Source organism: Streptomyces sp. HD (genome assembly GCF_028369295.1).
GTDB lineage: Bacteria > Actinomycetota > Actinomycetes > Streptomycetales > Streptomycetaceae > Streptomyces.
In genome coordinates, this window is the sequence record NZ_JAQMYP010000027.1 from 20,907 (window position 1) to 39,576 (window position 18,670).

Consider the following 18,670-nt stretch of genomic DNA (forward strand, 5'->3'; position numbering starts at 1 on the left):
CCAGTGCCAGTGCCAGTGCCAGGTACCGGGTGCCGGGTGCCGGGTGCCGGGTGTCGGTTTCCGCGGCATCCGCAGCTCCGCCCGCCTCTGCCCGCTGCGGCCGCCCCCGCCCGGCGGTCGGCCGCCCCCGCCCGGCGGCCGGCCTCACCCGTCCGGACCCCTACAGTGCCTGCGGGTGCGTGAAGAACCTCTTCGGGTCGTACTGCTTCTTCAGCTTCGTCAGGCGCGTCGCCGCATCCCCGTAGTACGCGTTGCGCCAGTCCGTCAGGCCCGGGTCGGAGTAGTTCTGGTACGCGGCGCCCGAGGCGTACGGCTGCATGGCGTTGTGGGCCGAGGCCAGCCAGGACTGGACCTCGGAGCCCGTCGTGCCGGCGCGCCAGGAGCCGATGTACTGGGCCAGCATGCGGGAGCGGCGGTGTACGAAGGCCGTTGCCGTCGGGGAGACGCGGTTGACGGCTCCGCCGAGAGCCGTGAGGGCGATGCTGCCGGAGCCGCCGCGGACCGACTGCATCTGCCTCAGCAGGGTCTGGATGCCCGCCGCGGAGAGGGAACGGTCGAAGAAGTCCGACTTCGCGGCGTATGTCTCACGGTGCAGCGCACCCTGCGGGGCGCGGCCCGGGGTGGTGCCGGGGAGGTGGCACTGGGCGTCCGAGGCGAAGGACGAGCAGCCCGCGTACAGCTCCATCGACTCCTTGTACGAGCGGCGCTTGAGGACGACGTTGCTGGCGGGGCCGGGGCCGCCGGGGCCGTCGGCGAGGCGGTCCAGCGCGTTCTGGAGTTCGCCGTAGGTGCCCAGGGAGAACGCGGCGAGGGAGATGGTGGGGGTGCCGCCGGCGTGGTTCGAGATGCTCAGGGCCGACCAGATCTCGTCGGGCTGGCTGGGGCCCCAGGTCTGCCATGCCTTGATCAGCGCGGTCGCCTTCGACCAGGGCCAGGTCAGGTATGCCGTTACGGCCTGGGGGGCGGGGTGGGTCTTGAACTGCAGCTCCGTGACGACGCCGAAGTTGCCGTTGCCCGCGCCGCGCAGGGCCCAGAAGAGGTCCTTGTTGGTGGTGGCGTTGGCGGTGACCTGCTTGCCGTCGGCGGTGATCAGGGTGGCCTGGGTGAGGCTGTCGCAGGTCAGGCCGTAGGCGCGGGACGTCACACCGTGGCCGCCGCCGAGGGTGAGGCCGGAGACGCCTACGGAGGGGCAGGAGCCGGCGGGGATGGTGACGCCCTTCGCGGCGAGGGCGCGGTACACGTCGATGAGCTTGGAGCCGGCGCCGACCACCGCGGCGTTGCCCGAGGCCCGGATGCGGTTGAGCTTGGAGACGTCGATGATCAGGCGGTTGTTGCCGGAGGACCAGCCGCCGTAGGAGTGGCCGCCGTTGCGGATGGCGACCTGGAAGTGGTGGGCGCGGGCGTAGGCGAGGGTGGTGCGTATGTCGTCGGGGTGGGCGACGTAGGCGACCGCGGCCGGCTTCAGGGAGTCGAAGCGGGTGTTGTAGAGCTGGTGCGCGGACTTCCAGTCGGCGTCGCCGGGGCGGATGAGGCGGCCGTCGAGGTCCTGGGCGAGGGCGGTCCAATTGGCGGCGGCGGTGACCGGGGGGCGGGAGGCGGGCACGGATTTGCTGGTGGTTTCCGTGCGGGTGGCTGCGCCTGCACCCGTGTCGGAGCCGGTGTTGCCGTTGCAGGCGGTTGCTGCCAGGGCGGTGAGCGCTGCTGCGCCGCCGCCGATGAAGGTACGCCGTTCCATGTCGCCTCCTGGGGGGTTACGTGGAACGAGACGGGGTGGTGGGGATCGGGGTTCCATCCGTGGTGCGGTGATCCTCCGGCTGCGGACCGGGAGATTCTCGCCCCCGCCGCCCCTACCCGTCCCATCCCTCAGGGGCGCTGCCCCTTCGACCCCGCGGCCTTCTGGGGGCTGCCGCCCCCAGACCCCCGCTCCGGCCCTTAAGGGGCCTTGTCCTCAAACGCCGGACGGGCTGAAAGAAAAGACCGGGCGGGCGGAAAGGAAAGACCGGGCGGGCGGAAAGGAAAGACCGGACGGGCTGAAAGGAAAGACCGCGCGGGCTGACCGCGGGCTGAAGCCGCACCCCCTACAGGAACGCCAGATTCACAACCCCGAACGCCCCCGCCGCCACCAACGCGGCCGCGGGCATCGTGATGAACCAGCCGAGGACGATGTTCTTGGCGACGCCCCAGCGGACGGCGTTCACGCGCTTCGTGGCGCCGACGCCCATGATGGCCGAGGTGATGACGTGGGTCGTGGAGATCGGGGCCTTGAAGAGGAAGGCCGTGGTGAACATGATCGACGCGCCGGTCGTCTCCGCGGCGAAGCCCTGCGGCGGGTCGAGTTCGATGATCTTGCGGCCGAGGGTGCGCATGATGCGCCAGCCGCCGGCGTAGGTGCCGAGGGACAGCATCACGGCGCACACGATCTTCACCCACACCGGGATCGGGTCGCCGTAGTCCTCGACGTCGGCGATGACCAGGGCCATCACCACGATGCCCATCGTCTTCTGGGCGTCCTGGAGGCCGTGGCCGAGGGCCATACCGGCGGCCGACACCGTCTGCGCTATACGGAAGCCCCGCTTGGCCTTGTGCGGGTTCGCGCGGCGGAAGATCCACATGATCGCGGCCATGACCAGATAGCCCGCGCACAGTCCGACCAGCGGCGACACGAACATCGGGATGACGACCTTGTCCAGTACGCCGTCCCAGTAGACCGTCGTCCCACCGGCCAGCGCCGCGCCCACCATGCCGCCGAACAGGGCGTGGGAGGACGAGGACGGCAGGCCGAAGTACCAGGTGATCAGGTTCCAGGTGATCGCACCCACCAGTGCCGCGAAGAGGATTCCCATCCCCTTCGAGCCCTCGGGTGTCTGAATCAGGCCCTCACTGACGGTCTTGGCGACACCGGAGCCGAGGAAGGCACCGGCGAGGTTCATCACCGCGGCCATCGCCAGCGCGGCCCGCGGTGTCAGTGCCCGCGTCGAGACGGACGTGGCGATCGCGTTCGCAGAATCGTGAAAGCCGTTGGTGTACGTGAAGAAGAGCGCGACCAGAATGGTCACGACCAGCGCGAAGGTGTCCATGGACGGGCCTCAGGACTCCTTGACGGCGATGGTCTCCACCGTGTTCGCCACGTGCTCGAAGGCGTCCGCCGCTTCCTCCAGCACATCGACGATCTGCTTGAGCTTGAGGACCTCGATGGCGTCGTACTTGCCGTTGAAGAGGTGTGCGAGGAGTTTGCGATGTATCTGGTCGGCCTGGTTCTCCAGCCGGTTGACCTCGATCCAGTACTCGGTGAGGTTGTCCATCGTGCGCAGGTTCGGCATCGCCTCGGCCGTCAGCTCGGCCGCACGCGCCAGCACCTCGATCTGCTGCTCGACGCCCTTGGGGAGTTCCTCCACGTTGTAGAGGACGACCAGGTCGACGGCCTCCTCCATGAAGTCCATGATGTCGTCGAGGCACGATGCGAGGTTGTAGATGTCCTCGCGGTCGAACGGCGTGATGAACGAGGAGTTCAACTGGTGGAAGATCGCGTGTGTGGCGTCGTCACCCGCGTGTTCCGCGGCCCGCATACGCTCTGCGATCTCGGCCCGGCCGGCGTTGTCCGCCCCGAGCAGTTCCATCAGGAGTTTCGAGCCCGTGACGATGTTGTCCGCGGACGCGGCAAACATGTCGTAGAAGCTCGTCTCCCGGGGGGTCAGACGAAATCGCACGTGGGGTCCTCAGGAAGCATCGGTTTCGGTCAGGCTGATGCTAGGCGCATCATCCGGCCACGGCTAATGGGCCGTCCTCCAGTGTCGCCCATCAGGGACAGTGGTCGGCACAGGGGCTGCCCAGTGGTCCAGTCCAGCGGCCGTTCGCGGTATCGGCCACAGGCCCTATACCCAGCAAAGTTCGGTACGATATACCCAGTAGGGGTATGTGAAGCGGTTTCTGTCTGGAGGACGCGATGACGACCACCGAGGCCGGCGCGGATGCGCCCTCCGGCGCTGAAGAGGCGACAGAACCGGCCGTCGCCGAGGTCGTGACGGACCACGACCGGGGCATCCACGGCTACCACAAACAGAAGGACGAACACCTCAAGCGGCTGCGCCGGATCGAGGGCCAGATCCGTGGTCTGCAGCGGATGGTCGACGAGGACGTCTACTGCATCGACATACTCACGCAGGTGTCCGCCTCCACCAAGGCCCTGCAGTCGTTCGCCCTCCAGCTGCTGGAGGAACACCTCCGGCACTGCGTCGCCGACGCGGCCCTCAAGGGCGGTGCGGAGATCGACGCGAAGGTGGAGGAGGCGACGAAGGCGATCGGCCGACTGCTGAGGACCTGACCCGCCCTGATGTGAGAGCGAGCTCACTCGTCGGACGCGTCACGCTCCGCTGCCCGCTCCTCCGCGACTCTCAGCACCTCGTCGATGCTCTCCAGGCTGAGCCGGTCCTCACGGGCGGTCGAGGCCGCGATGATCAGCTCTCCGCACAGCTCGATCTCGGCGAGGGCCACGTGGTCCTGAACTGCCGTACCGCCGACCGGAGCCACGCGCATCACCTCTTCTCTGCCGTTACCAACTTCCTAGAGTAGGGAGCGGCCTACACACCGCGCATGGCACGGACGGGCTAGTTCTTGACGCCCGTCACGCACGCATACGCCGGCCCTCACTCCTCCGCGATCTTGCCGGCGTAGATGTCGTCGCCGTCCGGCAGACGTACGTCGACGGGGGCGCCGAAGTCGTACAGCAGGGTCGTCGAGGCCACCGCGACGGCGTCGCCCTGCTGCCCGTTGACGAAGCTGAACCGGTGCCGGATCTTGCGGATCCGGCCGGCCTCGTCGAGATAGACGTCGAACGGCACCTGATCCGTGGCGAACCCTTTCGCCGCTGCCGCCAGGGATTCCTTGTGCCCGTCGGACGCGTCCTGAGCGGCGAAGCCGAGGTCCGCCGTCCCCCGGTAGTGCCGCACCGAGGTACCGGCGACGTCTTCCTCTCCCACGTACGTCGCCGTCCGCGCCCCGCGCAGCACCTCGGCGGCGGCGAACGGATCGGTGGCCCCGCCGGTGACGAGGTTCCCGTCCGACAGCGACCGGGTGTCGACCCGCACCCACTTGTTGGCGGGCACCCCGGCGCCGCGGTTCTTCATGTACAGGGCGCCGGGAGCGAGGAGTTCCATGATCGGCCGGTGCGCGGTGGCGCCCGCCGGGTCCTGGGGCAGCAGCACCTTCAGCTGCCCCAGCTGCTTGCGGAAGTCGTACACGCCCTCGCCGCGGATGGTGACGCGGGTGCCGCCGGTGGCCATCTCCATGGACGTACGGGTCTTGGAGCTCCGGGCCCCGACGAGCGCGTCTGCTGCGCGCCGCACGACCTCCACGGAGTCCCGCCCGCGTGAGTCCTCCGCCGCCGTGCCGTTCTTCGCGCACCCGCTGCCCGTCAGACAGAGACAAAGGACCCCGGCCGCAACGCCCGCCCCGTGCCGCCGCCTGTGCTGCTGCCGCTCCGTCATCGCCTGCCTACCCCCAGCCGGTACGTCCGTCACGGGCCCCCTGTCGTTCCGGTTAACGACGGGTAGGTGCCCTCGTCACGGCGCCCGGGGGCGTTGCGCTTACTTGCCCTGGGTAACGTTGTCGATGTGGCGCAGCAGGACGGACCGACGGCACACCGAAAGCACCGCGACCCCGAGGAGCACCGCACGTCGATGGTGGAGAAGGGCCCCTTCTGCACCGCTCGCTGCACGTGCGGATGGCGGGGGCCGGCCAGACGCGCCCGGAGCTTGGCGAGAACGGATGCCGAGGGTCATGTGAGTGCGTGAGAGTTCGGCCGCACCCCCGGACACAGACAGGGGCCCGCCCCCCGGGAGCCGGGGGGCGGGCCCTTTATCTGCCTCGCGGTGGCACCGCCATGCAGCACCGCGAGGGGTCTGTCAGCCGAAGCGGCCGGAGATGTAGTCCTCCGTGGCCTGGACCGACGGGTTGGAGAAGATGCGCTCCGTGTCGTCGATCTCGATCAGCTTGCCGGGCTGGCCGACGGCCGCCAGGTTGAAGAAGGCCGTGCGGTCTGAGACACGCGCCGCCTGCTGCATGTTGTGGGTCACGATGACGATCGTGAACCGTTCCTTCAGCTCGCCTATCAGGTCCTCGATGGCGAGGGTGGAGATCGGGTCGAGGGCCGAGCAGGGCTCGTCCATGAGGAGGACCTTCGGCTCGACCGCGATCGCCCGCGCGATGCACAGACGCTGCTGCTGGCCGCCGGAGAGACCGGAGCCCGGCTTGTTCAGACGGTCCTTGACCTCGTTCCAGAGGTTGGCGCCCTTGAGGGACTTCTCGACGATGTCGTCCAGCTGCGACTTCTTGTGCGAGCCGTTCAGCCGCAGGCCGGCCGCGACGTTGTCGTAGACGGACATCGTGGGGAAGGGGTTCGGGCGCTGGAAGACCATGCCGACCTCGCGGCGCACGGCCACGGGGTCGATTCCGGTGCCGTACAGGTTCTCGTCGTCGAGCATGACCTTGCCCTCGACCCGGCCGCCCGGCGTGACCTCGTGCATGCGGTTGAGGGTGCGGAGGAACGTGGACTTGCCGCAGCCGGACGGGCCGATGAAGGCCGTGACGGAGCGCGGCTCGACGGTCATCGAGATGTCCTCGATGGCGAGGAAGGAGCCGTAGTAGGCGTTGAGGCCGCTGACATCAATGCGCTTGGCCATGGGAATCACTGCTTCTTTCGGGTCGCTGACTGTCGTCATTGGCCGCGTCAGCGGCCCGTCTTCGGGGCCTTCCAGCGGGCGATGCCGCGGGCCACCAGGTTGAGGATCATCACGAACGCGATCAGCGTCAGCGACGCCGCCCACGCGCGGTCGTACGCCGGAGCCTCGCCCGATCCGTACTGCTGGTAGATGTACAGAGGGAGCGACGCCTGGGCGCCTTCGAAGGGGTTGGAGTTGATGAACTTGCTGCCGAACACCAGCAGCAGCACGGGCGCGGTCTCACCGGCGATACGGGCGATGGACAGCATGATGCCCGTGATGATGCCGCCGAGCGAGGTCGGCAGGACCACCTTCAGGATGGTGCGCCACTTGGGCACGCCGAGCGCCAGCGAGGCCTCGCGCAGCTCGTTCGGGACGAGCTTGAGCATCTCCTCGGTGGAACGGACGACGACCGGCATCATCAGGATCGCGAGAGCCAGCGAGCCGGCGAAGCCGAAGGGCTCCATCTCGAAGATCAGCATGATGCTGAGGATGAACAGGCCGGCGACGATCGACGGGATGCCGGTCATGACGTCGACGAAGAAGGTGACGGCGCGGGCGAGGCCGCCGCGGCCGTACTCCACCAGGTAGATCGCGGTGAGCACGCCGATCGGCGCGGCGATCAGGGTGGCGAGGCCGACCTGCTCCAGCGTGCCGAGGATGGCGTGGTAGATGCCGCCGCCCGGCTCCGAGTCGGCGACCACGCCCATCGAGTGGCTCAGGAAGTAGCCGTCGAGGACCTTCACGCCGCGTTGGACGGTCGACCACACCAGCGAGGCCAGCGGCACCACGGCGAGCAGGAAGGCGACCCACACCAGCGAGGTGACCACACGGTCCTTGGCCTGGCGGCGGTTCTCGACCTTGGCCGCGATGGTGTACGTACCGAGGATGTGGAGGATCGCGGCGATCAGCAGCCACTGGATGCTGCTGTTCAGGCCGGCGGCGGCGCTGATGCCGAGCCCGAGGGCGACGGATCCGGCGGCGATGGCCCACGGGGCCCACTTGGGCAGTTGGCCGCCGCGCAGGGTGCTGCGGCGCTTGGGGGCGAGGGTGGGTGCGGTGCTCATGCGTTGGCCCCCGAGTACTCCTTGCGGCGGGCGATGATCGCGCGGGCCGCGCCGTTGACCAGCAGGGTGATGACGAACAGGACCAGACCGGACGCGATCAGCGCGTCACGGCCGAACTCGGTGGCCTCGCTGAACTTGCTGGCGATGTTCTGGGCGAAGGTGCCGCCGCCCGGGTCGAGCAGGCTGGCGTGGATCTGGAAGTCGGGGGAGAGCACGGTGGCGACGGCCATCGTCTCGCCGAGGGCGCGGCCGAGGCCGAGCATCGAGGCGGAGATCACGCCGGAGCGGCCGAAGGGGAGGACCGACATGCGGATCACTTCCCAGCGGGTGGCGCCGAGCGCCAGGGCCGCCTCCTCGTGCGTCTGCGGGACCTGGCGGAAGACCTCGCGGCTCACGTTGGTGATGATCGGCAGGATCATGATCGCGAGCAGGATGCCGACGGTGAGCATGGAGCGCGCGGCGCCGCCCTGCCACTCGAAGATGCCGGTCCAGCCGAGGTAGTCGTCCAGCCAGCCGAACAGGCCGCCCAGGTGCGGTACGAGGATGAGGGCGCCCCACAGGCCGTAGACGATGGACGGCACGGCGGCGAGCAGGTCGATCACGTAGGCGATGGGACCGCTCAGCCGGCGCGGGGCGTAGTGGGTGAGGAACAGCGCGATGGCGACCGCGACGGGGACCGCGATGACCATGGCGATGATCGAGGAGATGATCGTGCCGTAGGCCAGGACCGCGATGCCGAAGACCGGCGGGTTGACACCGGTGTTCCACTCGAAGGTCGTCAGGAAGTTGCCCTCGTCCTTGCTGATGGCGAGGACGGCGCGATAGGTGAGGAAGCCCGCGATCGCGGCCATGATCACCAGCAGCAGAATGCCCGAACCGCGGGAGAGGCCGAGGAAGATCCGGTCTCCGGGTCGGGTGGCACCGCGGGCCGCGCGCTTCTGCTCGGTCGCGGACGGCTGGGGGGTGGGGGGAGGTGCGTCAGCTATCTGTGTTGTGTCCATCGGGTTCTCCGGTCTGCGGAACCGCACGTGGTGTGCGGCCCCTGGCGGCGGTGCACCGGACGGTGCGGTCCGGTCCCTGGAGACCGGACCGCACTCTCAGGTCAGCTCAGGCTTTCGACGGTCGTGCGGACCTTGGCGATGATGTCCTCGGGCATCGGCGCGTAGTCGTTCTCGGCGAGGATCTTCTGGCCGTCCTCGGAGGCCGCGTAGCGCAGGAAGGCCTTGACGGCGGGCAGGGTCTCGGCCTTGTTGCCCTTGTCGCAGGCGATCTCGTAGGTGACGAGGATCATCGGGTAGGCACCCTCGGCCTTGGTGGCGTAGTTCAGCTCCAGGGCGAGATCCTTGCCGGTGCCGACGACCTTGGCGTCCGAGATGGCCTTCGTGGCGTTCTCGACGGTGGCCTCGACCGGCTTGCCGGCGCCTGTGTCGATGGAGACGGCCTTGATGCCGTTCTTGGCGTAGGACAGCTCGAAGTAGCCGATCGCGCCGGCGGTCTGCTTGACCTGCGCGGCGACGCCGGAGGACTGCGGAGCGGACTGGCCGCCCTTGGCCTGCCAGGCCTTGCCGCCCTCGTAGGGGAAGTCGCTCTTGGCGGTGGCGATCAGGTACTTGGTGAAGTTGTCCGTGGTGCCGGACTCGTCGGAGCGGTGGAAGGCCTGGATCTTCAGGTCGGGAAGCTTGGCGCCCGGGTTGAGCTTCGCGATCGCCGGGTCGTTCCAGTTCTTGATCTTGTCGTTGAAGATCTTGGCGATCGTCGGGGCGTCCAGGACGAGGTTGTCCACACCCGGGACGTTGTAGCCGAGCGCGATCGGGCCGCCGACCATCGGCAGGTCGATGCCCTGACCGCCGGAGCAGACCTTCTTGGAGGCCTCGACCTCTTCGGGCTTCAGCGCCGAGTCCGAACCGGCCCACGGGATCTGGCCCTGCGTGAACGCGGTGACACCGGCACCGGAACCGCCGGCCTTGTAGTTGATCTCCACCTTGCAGGCGGACGAGAACTGCTTGACCCAGGCGTCGACGGCGTTCTTCTGCGCGGAGGAGCCGTCGGCGAGCACCTGGCCCGAGGCGTCGTCACACTTGATGTTGCTGGCGCCGGCGCTGGAGGAGGCGTCGCCGCCGCCGTTGCCGGTCTCGTCGGAGCCGCACGCCGTGAGCGCCAGGGCGCCGGAGACGGCGAGAGCGCCGAGAGCGAGGACGCGCCGGTTCTTGCGCTGAAGCTTCACTGAGGGAGTTCCTTCCGGGAGCCGCCGTCCTGAATTCCGGCGGCGTGCGAAGAATGGGTGACGCGGACCCGTCCCCCCGGGGCGCGGTCCGTCATCGTGCACGGCTGAAATTAGGCAGAACAGGTGAAGCCGCCGAAGGGCGTGAATGAACGGGGGGTGAACCCCTGGGGACGGTGCGGTGAGGTAACGGAACGCTTACGTCGAGGACACGGGTGTATGCCGACACTTTGTGCGGGTTGCTTCGGACTAGGCCGGCCGCAGCGACTCCAGTAGGGCGTCCACGAGTGGGCGGTCCCTCGGTTGGCTGAGACGGCACCGTGCGGCGGTGGGCGAGAGCCACAGCAGACGGTCCACCTCGGCGTTGGGAACGAAGCGGCCCGGACCCGCCTCGGCCGCCCAGTACCGGACCTCCTTGGGGCGGTCGTTGGCGATGTACCGCTGCGTCGGGAGTTCGGCGCCCGGCTCGGCCAGGTGGCCCGTCTCCTCGGCGACCTCGCGCAGAGCGCCTTCGAGGGGGTCCTCGCCACGTTTCAGTTTGCCCTTGGGATGCGACCAGTCGTCGTACTTCGGTCGGTGGATCAGGCATATCTCCAGCTCACCGTCCACCGGCGAACGTCGCCACAGGACGCAGCCGGCCGCATGGACGGTGAGGTCTTGGTTCGGGTGAGTCACCGGGAAAGTGCCTCCTTCGGGAGTACCTGTGGTGCAGGGGTTCCCAGGGCGGACCTCAGGGTCGCTGAGGCCCGCCCACCGTCTTCATCTGCCAGGACTGCTGGAAGGCGAACCGCGCCGCCTCCACCTCGTGCCGCTGGTCGGCGTGCAGCACGCCGAGGGCGTACGCCGTGGCCGGGGCGATGCGGGGGGTGCGGGCCGCCTGGGCCGCGGCGGCGGCCGCCTCGGAGGCGTCGCGGTGCCGGTTCAGGGACTGGCCGGCCGCCAGCAGCCGTACGTCCACCGGGCCGTCGTCGCCGAGGAGGACCTCGCGGGCGTAGCGGTGCAGGCGCAGCAGCAGGCGGACCTGGTGCCAGGGGGCGTCCTGCGGATGCGGTGCCGGGTCCGGGGACAGGCCGTGGATCAGGGCCTCGGCGTTGTAGGGGTGGCCCGCGGTCACCAGCGGCAGCGCCGCCACCGCGTCGGTGAGCCGCTCCTCGGCGGCGGCCGCGAGGGGACGCAGGTCGGCGGTGGCCGCGGCGGAGGTCAGGGGGACCTCGCTGGCCAGTACGGCGATGGTGTCGGCCACGGCGTGGAAGCGGGAGGAGCCGAGGGCCTGCAGGGCGGTGCTGTGCGCCCGTGTCCGGGCGAGCGTGAGCTGGCGTTCGAGCAGGGCGCCCGCTTTGGCCGCGCCCACCGTGAGGTTGCCGCGCTCGGGGGTGGCCGTCGCGGCAGCGGGCCCCGTGTGCGGCGCTGCCGCCTTCTGCGGAACGGCCGCCCCGCCACCGGTACGACCGCCCGCGGCCACGCCGGCGGTCGCGTCGGCCGAGCGGCTGCCCGAGGCCACGCCGGCCACGTCGGCGACGCCACCGGCGTCGGAACCACCGGCCTGCCCCGGCAGCACCGTCGCCCCCGACAGCCGGTGCAGTGCCAGCAGCAGGCGTTCCAGCCGGGCCGCGTACGCGTGTTCCATGGCCAGCGTGCCGGAGAGCCAGGCCAGCTCCGGTCGGATGGCCTCCGACCAGTCGGCGTCCAGCAGAGGGCGGAACGTGTGCAGGCTGGCGCTGACACGGCGGGCCGAGCGGCGTAGCGCCCGGGCCGCGTCGACGGACTCCTCCGAGCCGTTGGACGCACCGCCGCCGGTCTCCCGGTGCAGGCGCAGGGCTCGGAGGAACTCCGTGGCCTGGGCGCGCAGGTAGCCCGCCAGGGCGTCCCCCGTCACAGCCCCGGCCGTGGGGTCCGTCGGATCAAGGTGTTGCTGTGCCACGCCGGCGCCTCCGGGCGTCTATGAGCATCTCCTGGACGTTGCGCAGGGGCTGGCCGTCCGCGTCCGTCGCGTGCCGGGTCCACTCGCCCTCCGGGCCGAGGTGCCACGAGGCGGTGGTGTCTGACATACCGGTCTCCAGGAGCCGGTTGAGCGCGGCGCGGTGGGCCGGGTCGGTGACCCTGACCAGGGCCTCGATACGGCGGTCGAGGTTGCGGTGCATCATGTCGGCGCTGCCGATCCACACCTCGGGTTCGCCGCCGTTGCCGAAGGCGAAGATCCGGGAGTGTTCCAGGAAGCGGCCGAGGACCGAGCGGACGCGGATGTTCTCCGACAGTCCGGTCACGCCCGGGCGGATCGCACAGATGCCCCGGACCCAGATGTCGACCGGCACGCCCGCCTGGGACGCGCCGTAGCAGGCGTCGATGAGCGCCTCGTCGACGATCGAGTTGACCTTGATGCGGACATATGCGGGACGTCCGGCACGGTGGTGCTGGACCTCCTTGTTGATCCGCGAGACCAGACCGTCGCGCAGGGACTTGGGCGCGACCAGCAGCCGCCGGTAGGTCTCCCGGCGCGAGTAGCCGGACAGGCGGTTGAACAGGTCGGACAGGTCGGCGCCGACCTGCGGGTCCGCGGTCAGCAGGCCCAGGTCCTCGTAGAGCCGCGCCGTCTTCGGGTGGTAGTTGCCGGTGCCGACGTGGCTGTAGCGCCGTAGCGTCTCGCCCTCCTGGCGGACCACCAGGGACAGCTTGCAGTGCGTCTTCAGGCCGACGAGGCCGTAGACGACATGGCAGCCGGCCTCCTCCAGCTTGCGCGCCCACTTGATGTTGGCGTGCTCGTCGAAGCGGGCCTTGATCTCGACCAGGACGAGGACCTGCTTGCCGGCCTCGGCCGCGTCGATGAGCGCGTTGACTATCGGGGAGTCGCCCGAGGTGCGGTACAGGGTCTGCTTGATCGCGAGGACGTCCGGGTCGTCGGCCGCCTGCTCCAGGAACGCCTGCACGGAGGTGGAGAAGGAGTCGTACGGGTGGTGCAGCAGTACGTCCCGGTTGCGCAGCGCGGCGAAGATGTCCGGCGCGGACGCCGACTCGACCTCGGCGAGATCGCGATGGGTGCCCGCGACGAACTTCGGGTACTTCAGCTCGGGTCGGTCGATCGAGGCGATACGGAAGAGGCCGGTGAGGTCCAGGGGGCCGGTGAGCGGGTAGACCTCGGCCTCGCTGATCTTCAGCTCGCGCACCAGCAGGTCCAGGACCTCCTGGTTGATGTTCTCCTCGACCTCAAGGCGCACCGGCGGCCCGAACCGGCGCCGCATGAGCTCCTTCTCCAGGGCCTGGAGCAGGTTCTCCGCGTCGTCCTCCTCGACCTCCAGGTCCTCGTTGCGGGTGACCCGGAAGGCGTGGTGCTCCAGGACCTCCATGCCCGGGAACAGCTCTTCCAAGTGCGCGCCGATGACGTCCTCGATCGGGACGTACCGGCCGGGAGAGCTCTCCAGGAAGCGGGAGAGCAGCGGCGGCACCTTCACGCGGGCGAAGTGCGGGGTGCCGGTGACGGGGTTGCGGACCCGTACGGCCAGGTTCAGGGAGAGCCCGGAGATGTACGGGAACGGGTGCGCGGGGTCGACCGCCAGCGGGGTCAGGACCGGGAAGATCTGGTGCCGGAACAGGGTGAAGAGGCGGGCCTGCTCCTTCTCCGTCAGCTCGCTCCAGCGGACCAGGTGGATGCCCTCCTCCGCGAGGGCGGGGGCGACGTCCTCGTGGTAGCAGGCGGCGTGCCGGGCCATCAGCTCGCGGGAGCGGGCCCAGATCATCTCCAGGACCTCGCGGGGCTGGAGGCCGGACGCGGACCGGGTGGCGACACCGGTCGCGATGCGGCGCTTCAGTCCGGCCACGCGGACCATGAAGAACTCGTCCAGGTTGCTGGCGAAGATGGCCAGGAAGTTGGCCCGCTCCAGGAGCGGGGTGTTCGGGTCCTCGGCGAGTTCGAGCACCCGCTCGTTGAACGCAAGCCAGCTGCGCTCCCGGTCCAGGAAGCGGCCCTGGGGCAGCTGGACACCTTCGATCTCGGTGACCTCGTACGCGTCGAGGTCGGCGTCGATGTCGGGTTCCAGGTCGGAGACGACCGCCGAGGTGACCGTGTGCGGGCGGTGCGCCGCTATGGAGCCCACGGAGGGCTGCGCGTGCTGGACCTTGGCCTGGGCGTTTGTGGGCTGGCTCATATGTCCATTGTTCCGCGCATCCAGACCAATGGGCGCGTCGGAGAGCGCGGGCGGGAGCGTCGCGGGGAGGCGTCGGGCATCCCCGTTCCTCGCGTTCCCCTCCGGCGGCGGCGAAGGCGCTGGCACGGCGGCGGTCATTGAGTGAGCGTCGCAAGTCCGTCTGAACCAATGGTTACGGAGACATGGCGTGTGGGAAATCGGGGGGCGGCTCGCGGGCGTCCACATCCCCGCGGGTATGTCCGGTCCGTACGTCCCTCCCCCCGTGGAGGGACGTACGGACCGGAGGTCTCAGGGGGTGCGGCGGCGCAGCAGCCAGAACGCGGCGAGGGTCGCGGCGGCGGCGACGGCGACGGCGATGCCGGTCTCGGCGTACTGGAGGGGCCAGAAGTGGGACCGGGGGTGGAAGGTCGCGCTGCTCGTCTGCCAGGCCGAACGCGGCAGCTCGGAGCTGTGGGTCGGGCTGCGGCCGGCCGTCGGCCAGAGGCTCTCGCGGTGGCGTTCCAGCAGGTTGTAGAGGACGAACGCGGCGGCGAAGCCCACCCCGGCGGCGGGCAGGGCCCGGCGGAGCAGCAGCCCGGCGAGGGTGCCGAGGGCGAGGCCGGCCAGGGCGTACCCGACGGTCGTGGGTCCGATGCCGAGGAAGACGTCCTCGAAGTACCAGTCACCGACCAGGTTCGGGTTGCCGTCACCCTGTGCCCAGCGGTTGATCAGGACGAGCGTGCCGGTGCCGGCGGTGAGCAGGGCGGCCGGGACGGCGAGCTTGGCGGCCAGCCAGCGGGTCGGGGTGACCGACTGGGTCCAGGCCAGCTGGGCGGTGCCGCTCTCCAGCTCGCGGCCGATCAGCGCGCCGCCCGCCCAGGCGGCCACCGGGAAGATCACGTAGGACAGGGCCGTGGTGACCAGGGCGATGCCGGTGCTGTACGTCTCGTCGGCGGTGATCGCGTCGACCGCCGTGCACGAGGGCAGGCCGTCGGACGCCGGTATGGCGCACGCGCTGGTGCCCCTGCGGGCCTCGTCCCCGATGGTGTGCAGCCAGATCAGGCACGCCGTGGCGGCGGCCAGCGCCAGGCTCCAGAGGACCAGGGCCGTGCGGTGCAGCCGCAGGACGGCCCGGAACAGGCCGCCGCGCGGGCCGGACGGGGTGCGGGCCGGGGAGGCGGCCGTCGCGGAGAGGGCGGTCATACGGCGGCTCCGGTACGGCGGCGCAGCAGCCGGAAGGCGATCAGGACCGCCAGGGCCGCGACGGCCAGGGCGATGCCCGTCTCCATTAGTTGCAGGGGCCAGAAGTGGGCGGAGGGGTGGTAGTCGCGGTAGAAGCCCGCGATGTCGTGCTCGGCGAGGCACTTGGCGTCGTCGACGCAGATGGGGTCCGGGACGCGGGCGCCGGTGGAGGTGAGGGCGCCCTCGTCGACGACCATGCCGATGAACGGGGGGTACTCGTCCTTGGCCGTGAGCGTCTCGACCGGCCACAGGTACGGGCGCAGCGAGCCGAGTGCCAGCACCAGGATCATCAGTGCGACGACCGCGCTGCCGAGCGCGGCCAGCGCCCGGCGCTGGAGCAGGCCCGCGAGGACGCCGACGGCGAGGCCGAGGAGGACGTAGGCGGTGGCCAGGGTGCCGTTGGCCTCGAAGGTGGCGCCCTCGTACCAGCGCCGCGAGCTGTTCACCTGCCGCAGCGCGCCGTCCGCCGACCACAGCGTGCGGTGCAGTAGCGAGAGCAGGAGCGTGCCGGCGACCAGCAGGGCGGCCGGGACGGCGAGCTTGGCGGCCAGCCAGCGCACCGGGGAGACCGACTGCGTCCACGCCAACTGGGCGGTCCCGCTCTCCAGTTCGCGCCCGATGAGCGAGGCACCCGCCCACGCGGCGGCGAGGAAGGGCACGAGGCCGATGAGCGTGGTGCCGGCACCGACGATGTCGTCGTAGCGGCCGTAGGCGGGGCCGGTGTAGTCGCAGGCGAGGTCGCCCGGCGTCACGGTGTCGCAGTGCATCCCGTAGTACTCGGCCCAGGCGGCGTCCGCTCCGGGACCGTACGCCCACAGCATCGCTCCCGTGCCGACGGCCACCAGCAGCACCCAGAACCACAGCGCCCAGCGGTGTACCCGCAGCATCGCCCAGACCAGCCCGCGCGGACCCCGCGAGGGTGCGACGGCGGTGGCCCGCTCGGCGGGCAGGGTGGCGGTCATACGGCGGCCTCCCGCGCGGTGTCGAGGCGCAGGGCCGGTGCCCCGGGGGCGCGCAGGTGGGCGAGGACCAGCTCCTCCAGGGTGGGGGCGGTGGTCTGCCAGCCGTCGCCGAGGGGGCCGTCGGGCCGTATCAGCGCGGTGAGCTGACGGCCCGTGGTGCGGGACTCGACCACGAGGTGCGGGTCCAGGGCGGTGTCGGCCCGCCCCGTCACCAGCCGGTGGGCGGCGAGCAGGTCGTCCAGCGGGCCGGCGAGGCGGACACGGCCGGCGCCGAGCAGCAGGAGGTGGTCGCAGGAGCCGTCCAGCTCGGCGACGACGTGCGAGGACATGACAACCGTGGTGCCGTGTTCGGCGGCGTCGGCCATCAGCGTGGCCATCAGCTGGTGCCGGGCGAGCGGGTCGAGGTCGGCCATCGGCTCGTCCAGGAGCAGCACCTCGGGGCGCTTGCCGAGGGCGAGGGCGAGCGCGACGCGGGTGCGCTGGCCGCCGGAGAGAGTGCGGACCCTGGCCTTCGGGTCGAGGTCGCCCTCGGTGACGATCCGCTCGGCGACGGCCATGTCCCAGCGGCGGGGGTTGAGTTCCCGCCCCAGCCGCAGGGTGTCGGCGACGGTGAGCTGGAGGTGCAGGGGCTTGTCCTGGGCGACGTACGCGAGGCGCTCCCGCGCGCTCGCCGGAGTCTGGCCGAGGACGGTGATCGTGCCGTCGGTGGGGCGCAGCAGTCCGGCGGCGAGGGAGAGCAGGGTCGACTTGCCGGCGCCGTTCGGTCCGACGACGGCGCACACGCTGCCGGCCGGGAGCCGGAAGGAGCAGCCGTCCAGCGCGATCCTGCGGCGCCGGCCGAACCTCCTGCCCAGCGCGGCCGCCTCGATGGCGGTGTCGGTCATGACTCGTCTCCCTTGAAGTGCGTGTCCAGTACCGAAGTGAAGAGGGCGTCCACGTCGTCGCGGTCCAGCCCGGCTTCGCGGGCCCGTACGGCCCACTCGTCCAGTTCGGCCCGCAGGGGCGAGTCGGCGGGGGCGGCGCCGAGCCCGCGCCGTACGAACGTGCCGAGGCCGCGTCGCGCCTCGACCAGGCCCTCGCGCTCCAGTTCGCGGTAGGCCTTGAGCACGGTGTTGGGGTTGATGGCGGTGGCCTCGACGACCTCACGGGCCGTGGGCAGCTTGTCGCCCGGCTCCAACAGGCCGAGCCGCAGGGCCTGTTTGGTCTGCTGGACGATCTGCACATAGGCGGCGACGCCGGAGCGCCGGTCGATGCGGTACTCGACCATCCGTTCCACCACCCTTTCACTAATTGAATAGTGAAAGGGTGGTGGAAAAGAAGGGGCGGCGTCAAGGTCGCCGCCCCTTGCGGGAGTTATGTCGGGTTTCTGGGTCAGGTTTCCGTGCGGTACATCAGGTCCGTCTCGTACGTCGTGAACCCCAGCCGCTCGTACACCGACACCGCCGCCTTGTTGTCGGCGTCCACGTAGAGCATCGCCGTCGGCAGCCCCTGGGCCGCCAGGTGGCGCAGGCCGATCGTGGTGAGGGCCTTGCCCAGGCCGCCGCCCTGGGCGCCGGGGCGGACGCCGAGGACGTAGACCTCGCCGAGGCCCTCCGCCGCGTGGACCTTCGTCCAGTGGAAGCCGACGAGTTCGCCGTCGCGTTCGGCCAGGAAGAAACCCGCCGGGTCGAACCAGGGCTCGGACTTGCGGTCGTCGAGGTCGCGCTGGGTGAGGGAGCCCTGCTCGGGGTGGTGCGCGAAGGCGGCGGCGTTCACCGCGAGCCAGGCCGTGTCGTCCTGGCCGGGCACGAAGGGGCGGACCGTCACGCCCGCGGGGAGCACCGGGTCCGCCAGGTTGAGGTCCGCCAGTGAGCGGCGCATCTGGCGCAGTTCGCGGAAGAGCGTGAGACCGAGCACCTGGGAGAGATGGCGGGCGGCGGCGTGGCCGCCGTGGGCCCACACCCGCAGCCGCTTTCCGGACGCGGCGAGCAGGGCCGAGCCCAGCGCGCGGCCGTGCCCGTGGCCGCGGTGCGCGGGGTGGACGACCAGTTCGGCGGCCGGCGCCTCCACCGGGTCGGTGTCCTCCAGCTGGGCGTAGCCGACGAGTTCCCCGGCGACCGTCAGCAGCAGATGCGACACGCCCTCGCGCTGCCTGCCGCGCAGTTGCAGCCGGCCCTGCTCGGACACCGCCTGCTGCCCGTCGTTCCGGGCGGCCTCCGCGAGCAGTTCCAGTACGGCCTCGGTCTGCTCGGGGGAGAGCGCGAAGTGGGTCTCGATGGAACGGGAGGGGAGGGGATGTGCGGTGTCGTCGCTGGTCATGCGTACGAGGGTAAGGGGAGGCCCCGGCAAAGTCCCGGCACAGAAG

19 protein-coding genes are annotated in these 18,670 nt (G+C 70.5%); 2 read left to right on the plus strand and 17 right to left on the minus strand.

The annotated features are described in order from the left end of the window. Window positions 1-160: 160 nt before the first annotated feature. The 3 genes from POF73_RS25220 to POF73_RS25230 all read right to left on the minus strand — a co-directional run bounded on the left by POF73_RS25220 (window position 161) and on the right by POF73_RS25230 (window position 3,707). Window positions 161-1,735 carry an FAD-dependent oxidoreductase gene (locus tag POF73_RS25220; protein ID WP_272119410.1) on the minus strand — a complete coding sequence of 525 codons (1,575 nt, stop codon included), beginning with the start codon at window positions 1,733-1,735 and terminating at the stop codon, window positions 161-163. Window positions 1,736-2,078: 343 nt separating this feature from the next. Continuing rightward, the gene (locus tag POF73_RS25225; RefSeq protein WP_272119413.1) at window positions 2,079-3,077 is read right to left on the minus strand and encodes an inorganic phosphate transporter; all 999 of its coding nucleotides are present in this window, start codon (window positions 3,075-3,077) and stop codon (window positions 2,079-2,081) included. 9 nt (window positions 3,078-3,086) lie between these two features. Then, a complete protein-coding gene (locus POF73_RS25230; RefSeq protein ID WP_272119415.1) occupies window positions 3,087-3,707 on the minus strand; it encodes a DUF47 domain-containing protein in 621 nt (206 codons plus the stop codon). A gap of 236 nt (window positions 3,708-3,943) precedes the next feature. Here POF73_RS25230 and POF73_RS25235 point away from each other — a divergent pair, with 236 nt between their 5' ends. Then, window positions 3,944-4,321 (plus strand): metal-sensitive transcriptional regulator, encoded by a 378-nt coding sequence (locus POF73_RS25235; protein ID WP_272119417.1) that lies wholly within the window; start codon window positions 3,944-3,946, stop codon window positions 4,319-4,321. 23 nt (window positions 4,322-4,344) lie between these two features. Here the strand turns inward: POF73_RS25235 and POF73_RS25240 are convergent, their stop codons facing one another. Both POF73_RS25240 and POF73_RS25245 read right to left on the minus strand, forming a co-directional pair. Beyond that, a complete protein-coding gene (locus POF73_RS25240) occupies window positions 4,345-4,533 on the minus strand; it encodes a hypothetical protein (RefSeq protein ID WP_272119419.1) in 189 nt (62 codons plus the stop codon). Window positions 4,534-4,643: 110 nt separating this feature from the next. Beyond that, window positions 4,644-5,483: a hypothetical protein gene (locus POF73_RS25245; RefSeq protein WP_272119421.1), complete on the minus strand. Its 840-nt coding sequence runs from the start codon at window positions 5,481-5,483 to the stop codon at window positions 4,644-4,646. Window positions 5,484-5,609: 126 nt separating this feature from the next. Here POF73_RS25245 and POF73_RS25250 point away from each other — a divergent pair, with 126 nt between their 5' ends. Continuing rightward, the gene (locus POF73_RS25250; protein ID WP_272119423.1) at window positions 5,610-5,789 is read left to right on the plus strand and encodes a hypothetical protein; all 180 of its coding nucleotides are present in this window, start codon (window positions 5,610-5,612) and stop codon (window positions 5,787-5,789) included. 111 nt (window positions 5,790-5,900) lie between these two features. Here POF73_RS25250 and pstB read toward each other — a convergent pair whose 3' ends face one another. The 12 genes from pstB to mshD all read right to left on the minus strand — a co-directional run bounded on the left by pstB (window position 5,901) and on the right by mshD (window position 18,624). Then, window positions 5,901-6,677 carry a phosphate ABC transporter ATP-binding protein PstB gene (gene pstB, locus POF73_RS25255; RefSeq protein WP_272119425.1) on the minus strand — a complete coding sequence of 259 codons (777 nt, stop codon included), beginning with the start codon at window positions 6,675-6,677 and terminating at the stop codon, window positions 5,901-5,903. Between the two features lie 47 nt (window positions 6,678-6,724). Next, window positions 6,725-7,783, minus strand: a complete 1,059-nt coding sequence (gene pstA / locus POF73_RS25260) for a phosphate ABC transporter permease PstA (RefSeq protein ID WP_272119427.1) — start codon at window positions 7,781-7,783, stop codon at window positions 6,725-6,727. After that, on the minus strand, window positions 7,780-8,784 hold the full coding sequence (gene pstC / locus POF73_RS25265) for a phosphate ABC transporter permease subunit PstC (RefSeq protein ID WP_272119429.1): 1,005 nt from the start codon (window positions 8,782-8,784) through the stop codon (window positions 7,780-7,782). Before pstC ends, pstA begins: the two co-directional genes overlap by 4 nt. A 101-nt stretch (window positions 8,785-8,885) precedes the next feature. Beyond that, window positions 8,886-10,007, minus strand: coding sequence for a phosphate ABC transporter substrate-binding protein PstS (gene pstS / locus POF73_RS25270; RefSeq protein WP_272119432.1), 1,122 nt, complete (start codon window positions 10,005-10,007; stop codon window positions 8,886-8,888). Window positions 10,008-10,253: 246 nt separating this feature from the next. Further along, window positions 10,254-10,679, minus strand: a complete 426-nt coding sequence (locus POF73_RS25275; protein ID WP_272119434.1) for an NUDIX hydrolase — start codon at window positions 10,677-10,679, stop codon at window positions 10,254-10,256. Between the two features lie 55 nt (window positions 10,680-10,734). Beyond that, window positions 10,735-11,925 (minus strand): CHAD domain-containing protein, encoded by a 1,191-nt coding sequence (locus tag POF73_RS25280; protein WP_272119436.1) that lies wholly within the window; start codon window positions 11,923-11,925, stop codon window positions 10,735-10,737. Continuing rightward, a complete protein-coding gene (locus tag POF73_RS25285) occupies window positions 11,906-14,281 on the minus strand; it encodes an RNA degradosome polyphosphate kinase (RefSeq protein ID WP_443049649.1) in 2,376 nt (791 codons plus the stop codon). Before POF73_RS25285 ends, POF73_RS25280 begins: the two co-directional genes overlap by 20 nt. Before the next feature lie 150 nt (window positions 14,282-14,431). Next, on the minus strand, window positions 14,432-15,325 hold the full coding sequence (locus tag POF73_RS25290) for a hypothetical protein (RefSeq protein ID WP_272119440.1): 894 nt from the start codon (window positions 15,323-15,325) through the stop codon (window positions 14,432-14,434). Then, window positions 15,322-16,326: an ABC transporter permease gene (locus tag POF73_RS25295; RefSeq protein ID WP_272119442.1), complete on the minus strand. Its 1,005-nt coding sequence runs from the start codon at window positions 16,324-16,326 to the stop codon at window positions 15,322-15,324. Before POF73_RS25295 ends, POF73_RS25290 begins: the two co-directional genes overlap by 4 nt. Further along, window positions 16,323-17,210, minus strand: coding sequence for an ABC transporter ATP-binding protein (locus tag POF73_RS25300; RefSeq protein WP_272119444.1), 888 nt, complete (start codon window positions 17,208-17,210; stop codon window positions 16,323-16,325). The genes POF73_RS25295 and POF73_RS25300 overlap by 4 nt, the downstream gene beginning before the upstream one ends. Next, window positions 17,207-17,593 (minus strand): GntR family transcriptional regulator, encoded by a 387-nt coding sequence (locus POF73_RS25305; protein ID WP_272119446.1) that lies wholly within the window; start codon window positions 17,591-17,593, stop codon window positions 17,207-17,209. Before POF73_RS25305 ends, POF73_RS25300 begins: the two co-directional genes overlap by 4 nt. Window positions 17,594-17,697: 104 nt before the next feature. Beyond that, window positions 17,698-18,624, minus strand: a complete 927-nt coding sequence (gene mshD, locus POF73_RS25310; RefSeq protein WP_272119448.1) for a mycothiol synthase — start codon at window positions 18,622-18,624, stop codon at window positions 17,698-17,700. Between the last annotated feature and the right edge of the window lie 46 nt (window positions 18,625-18,670).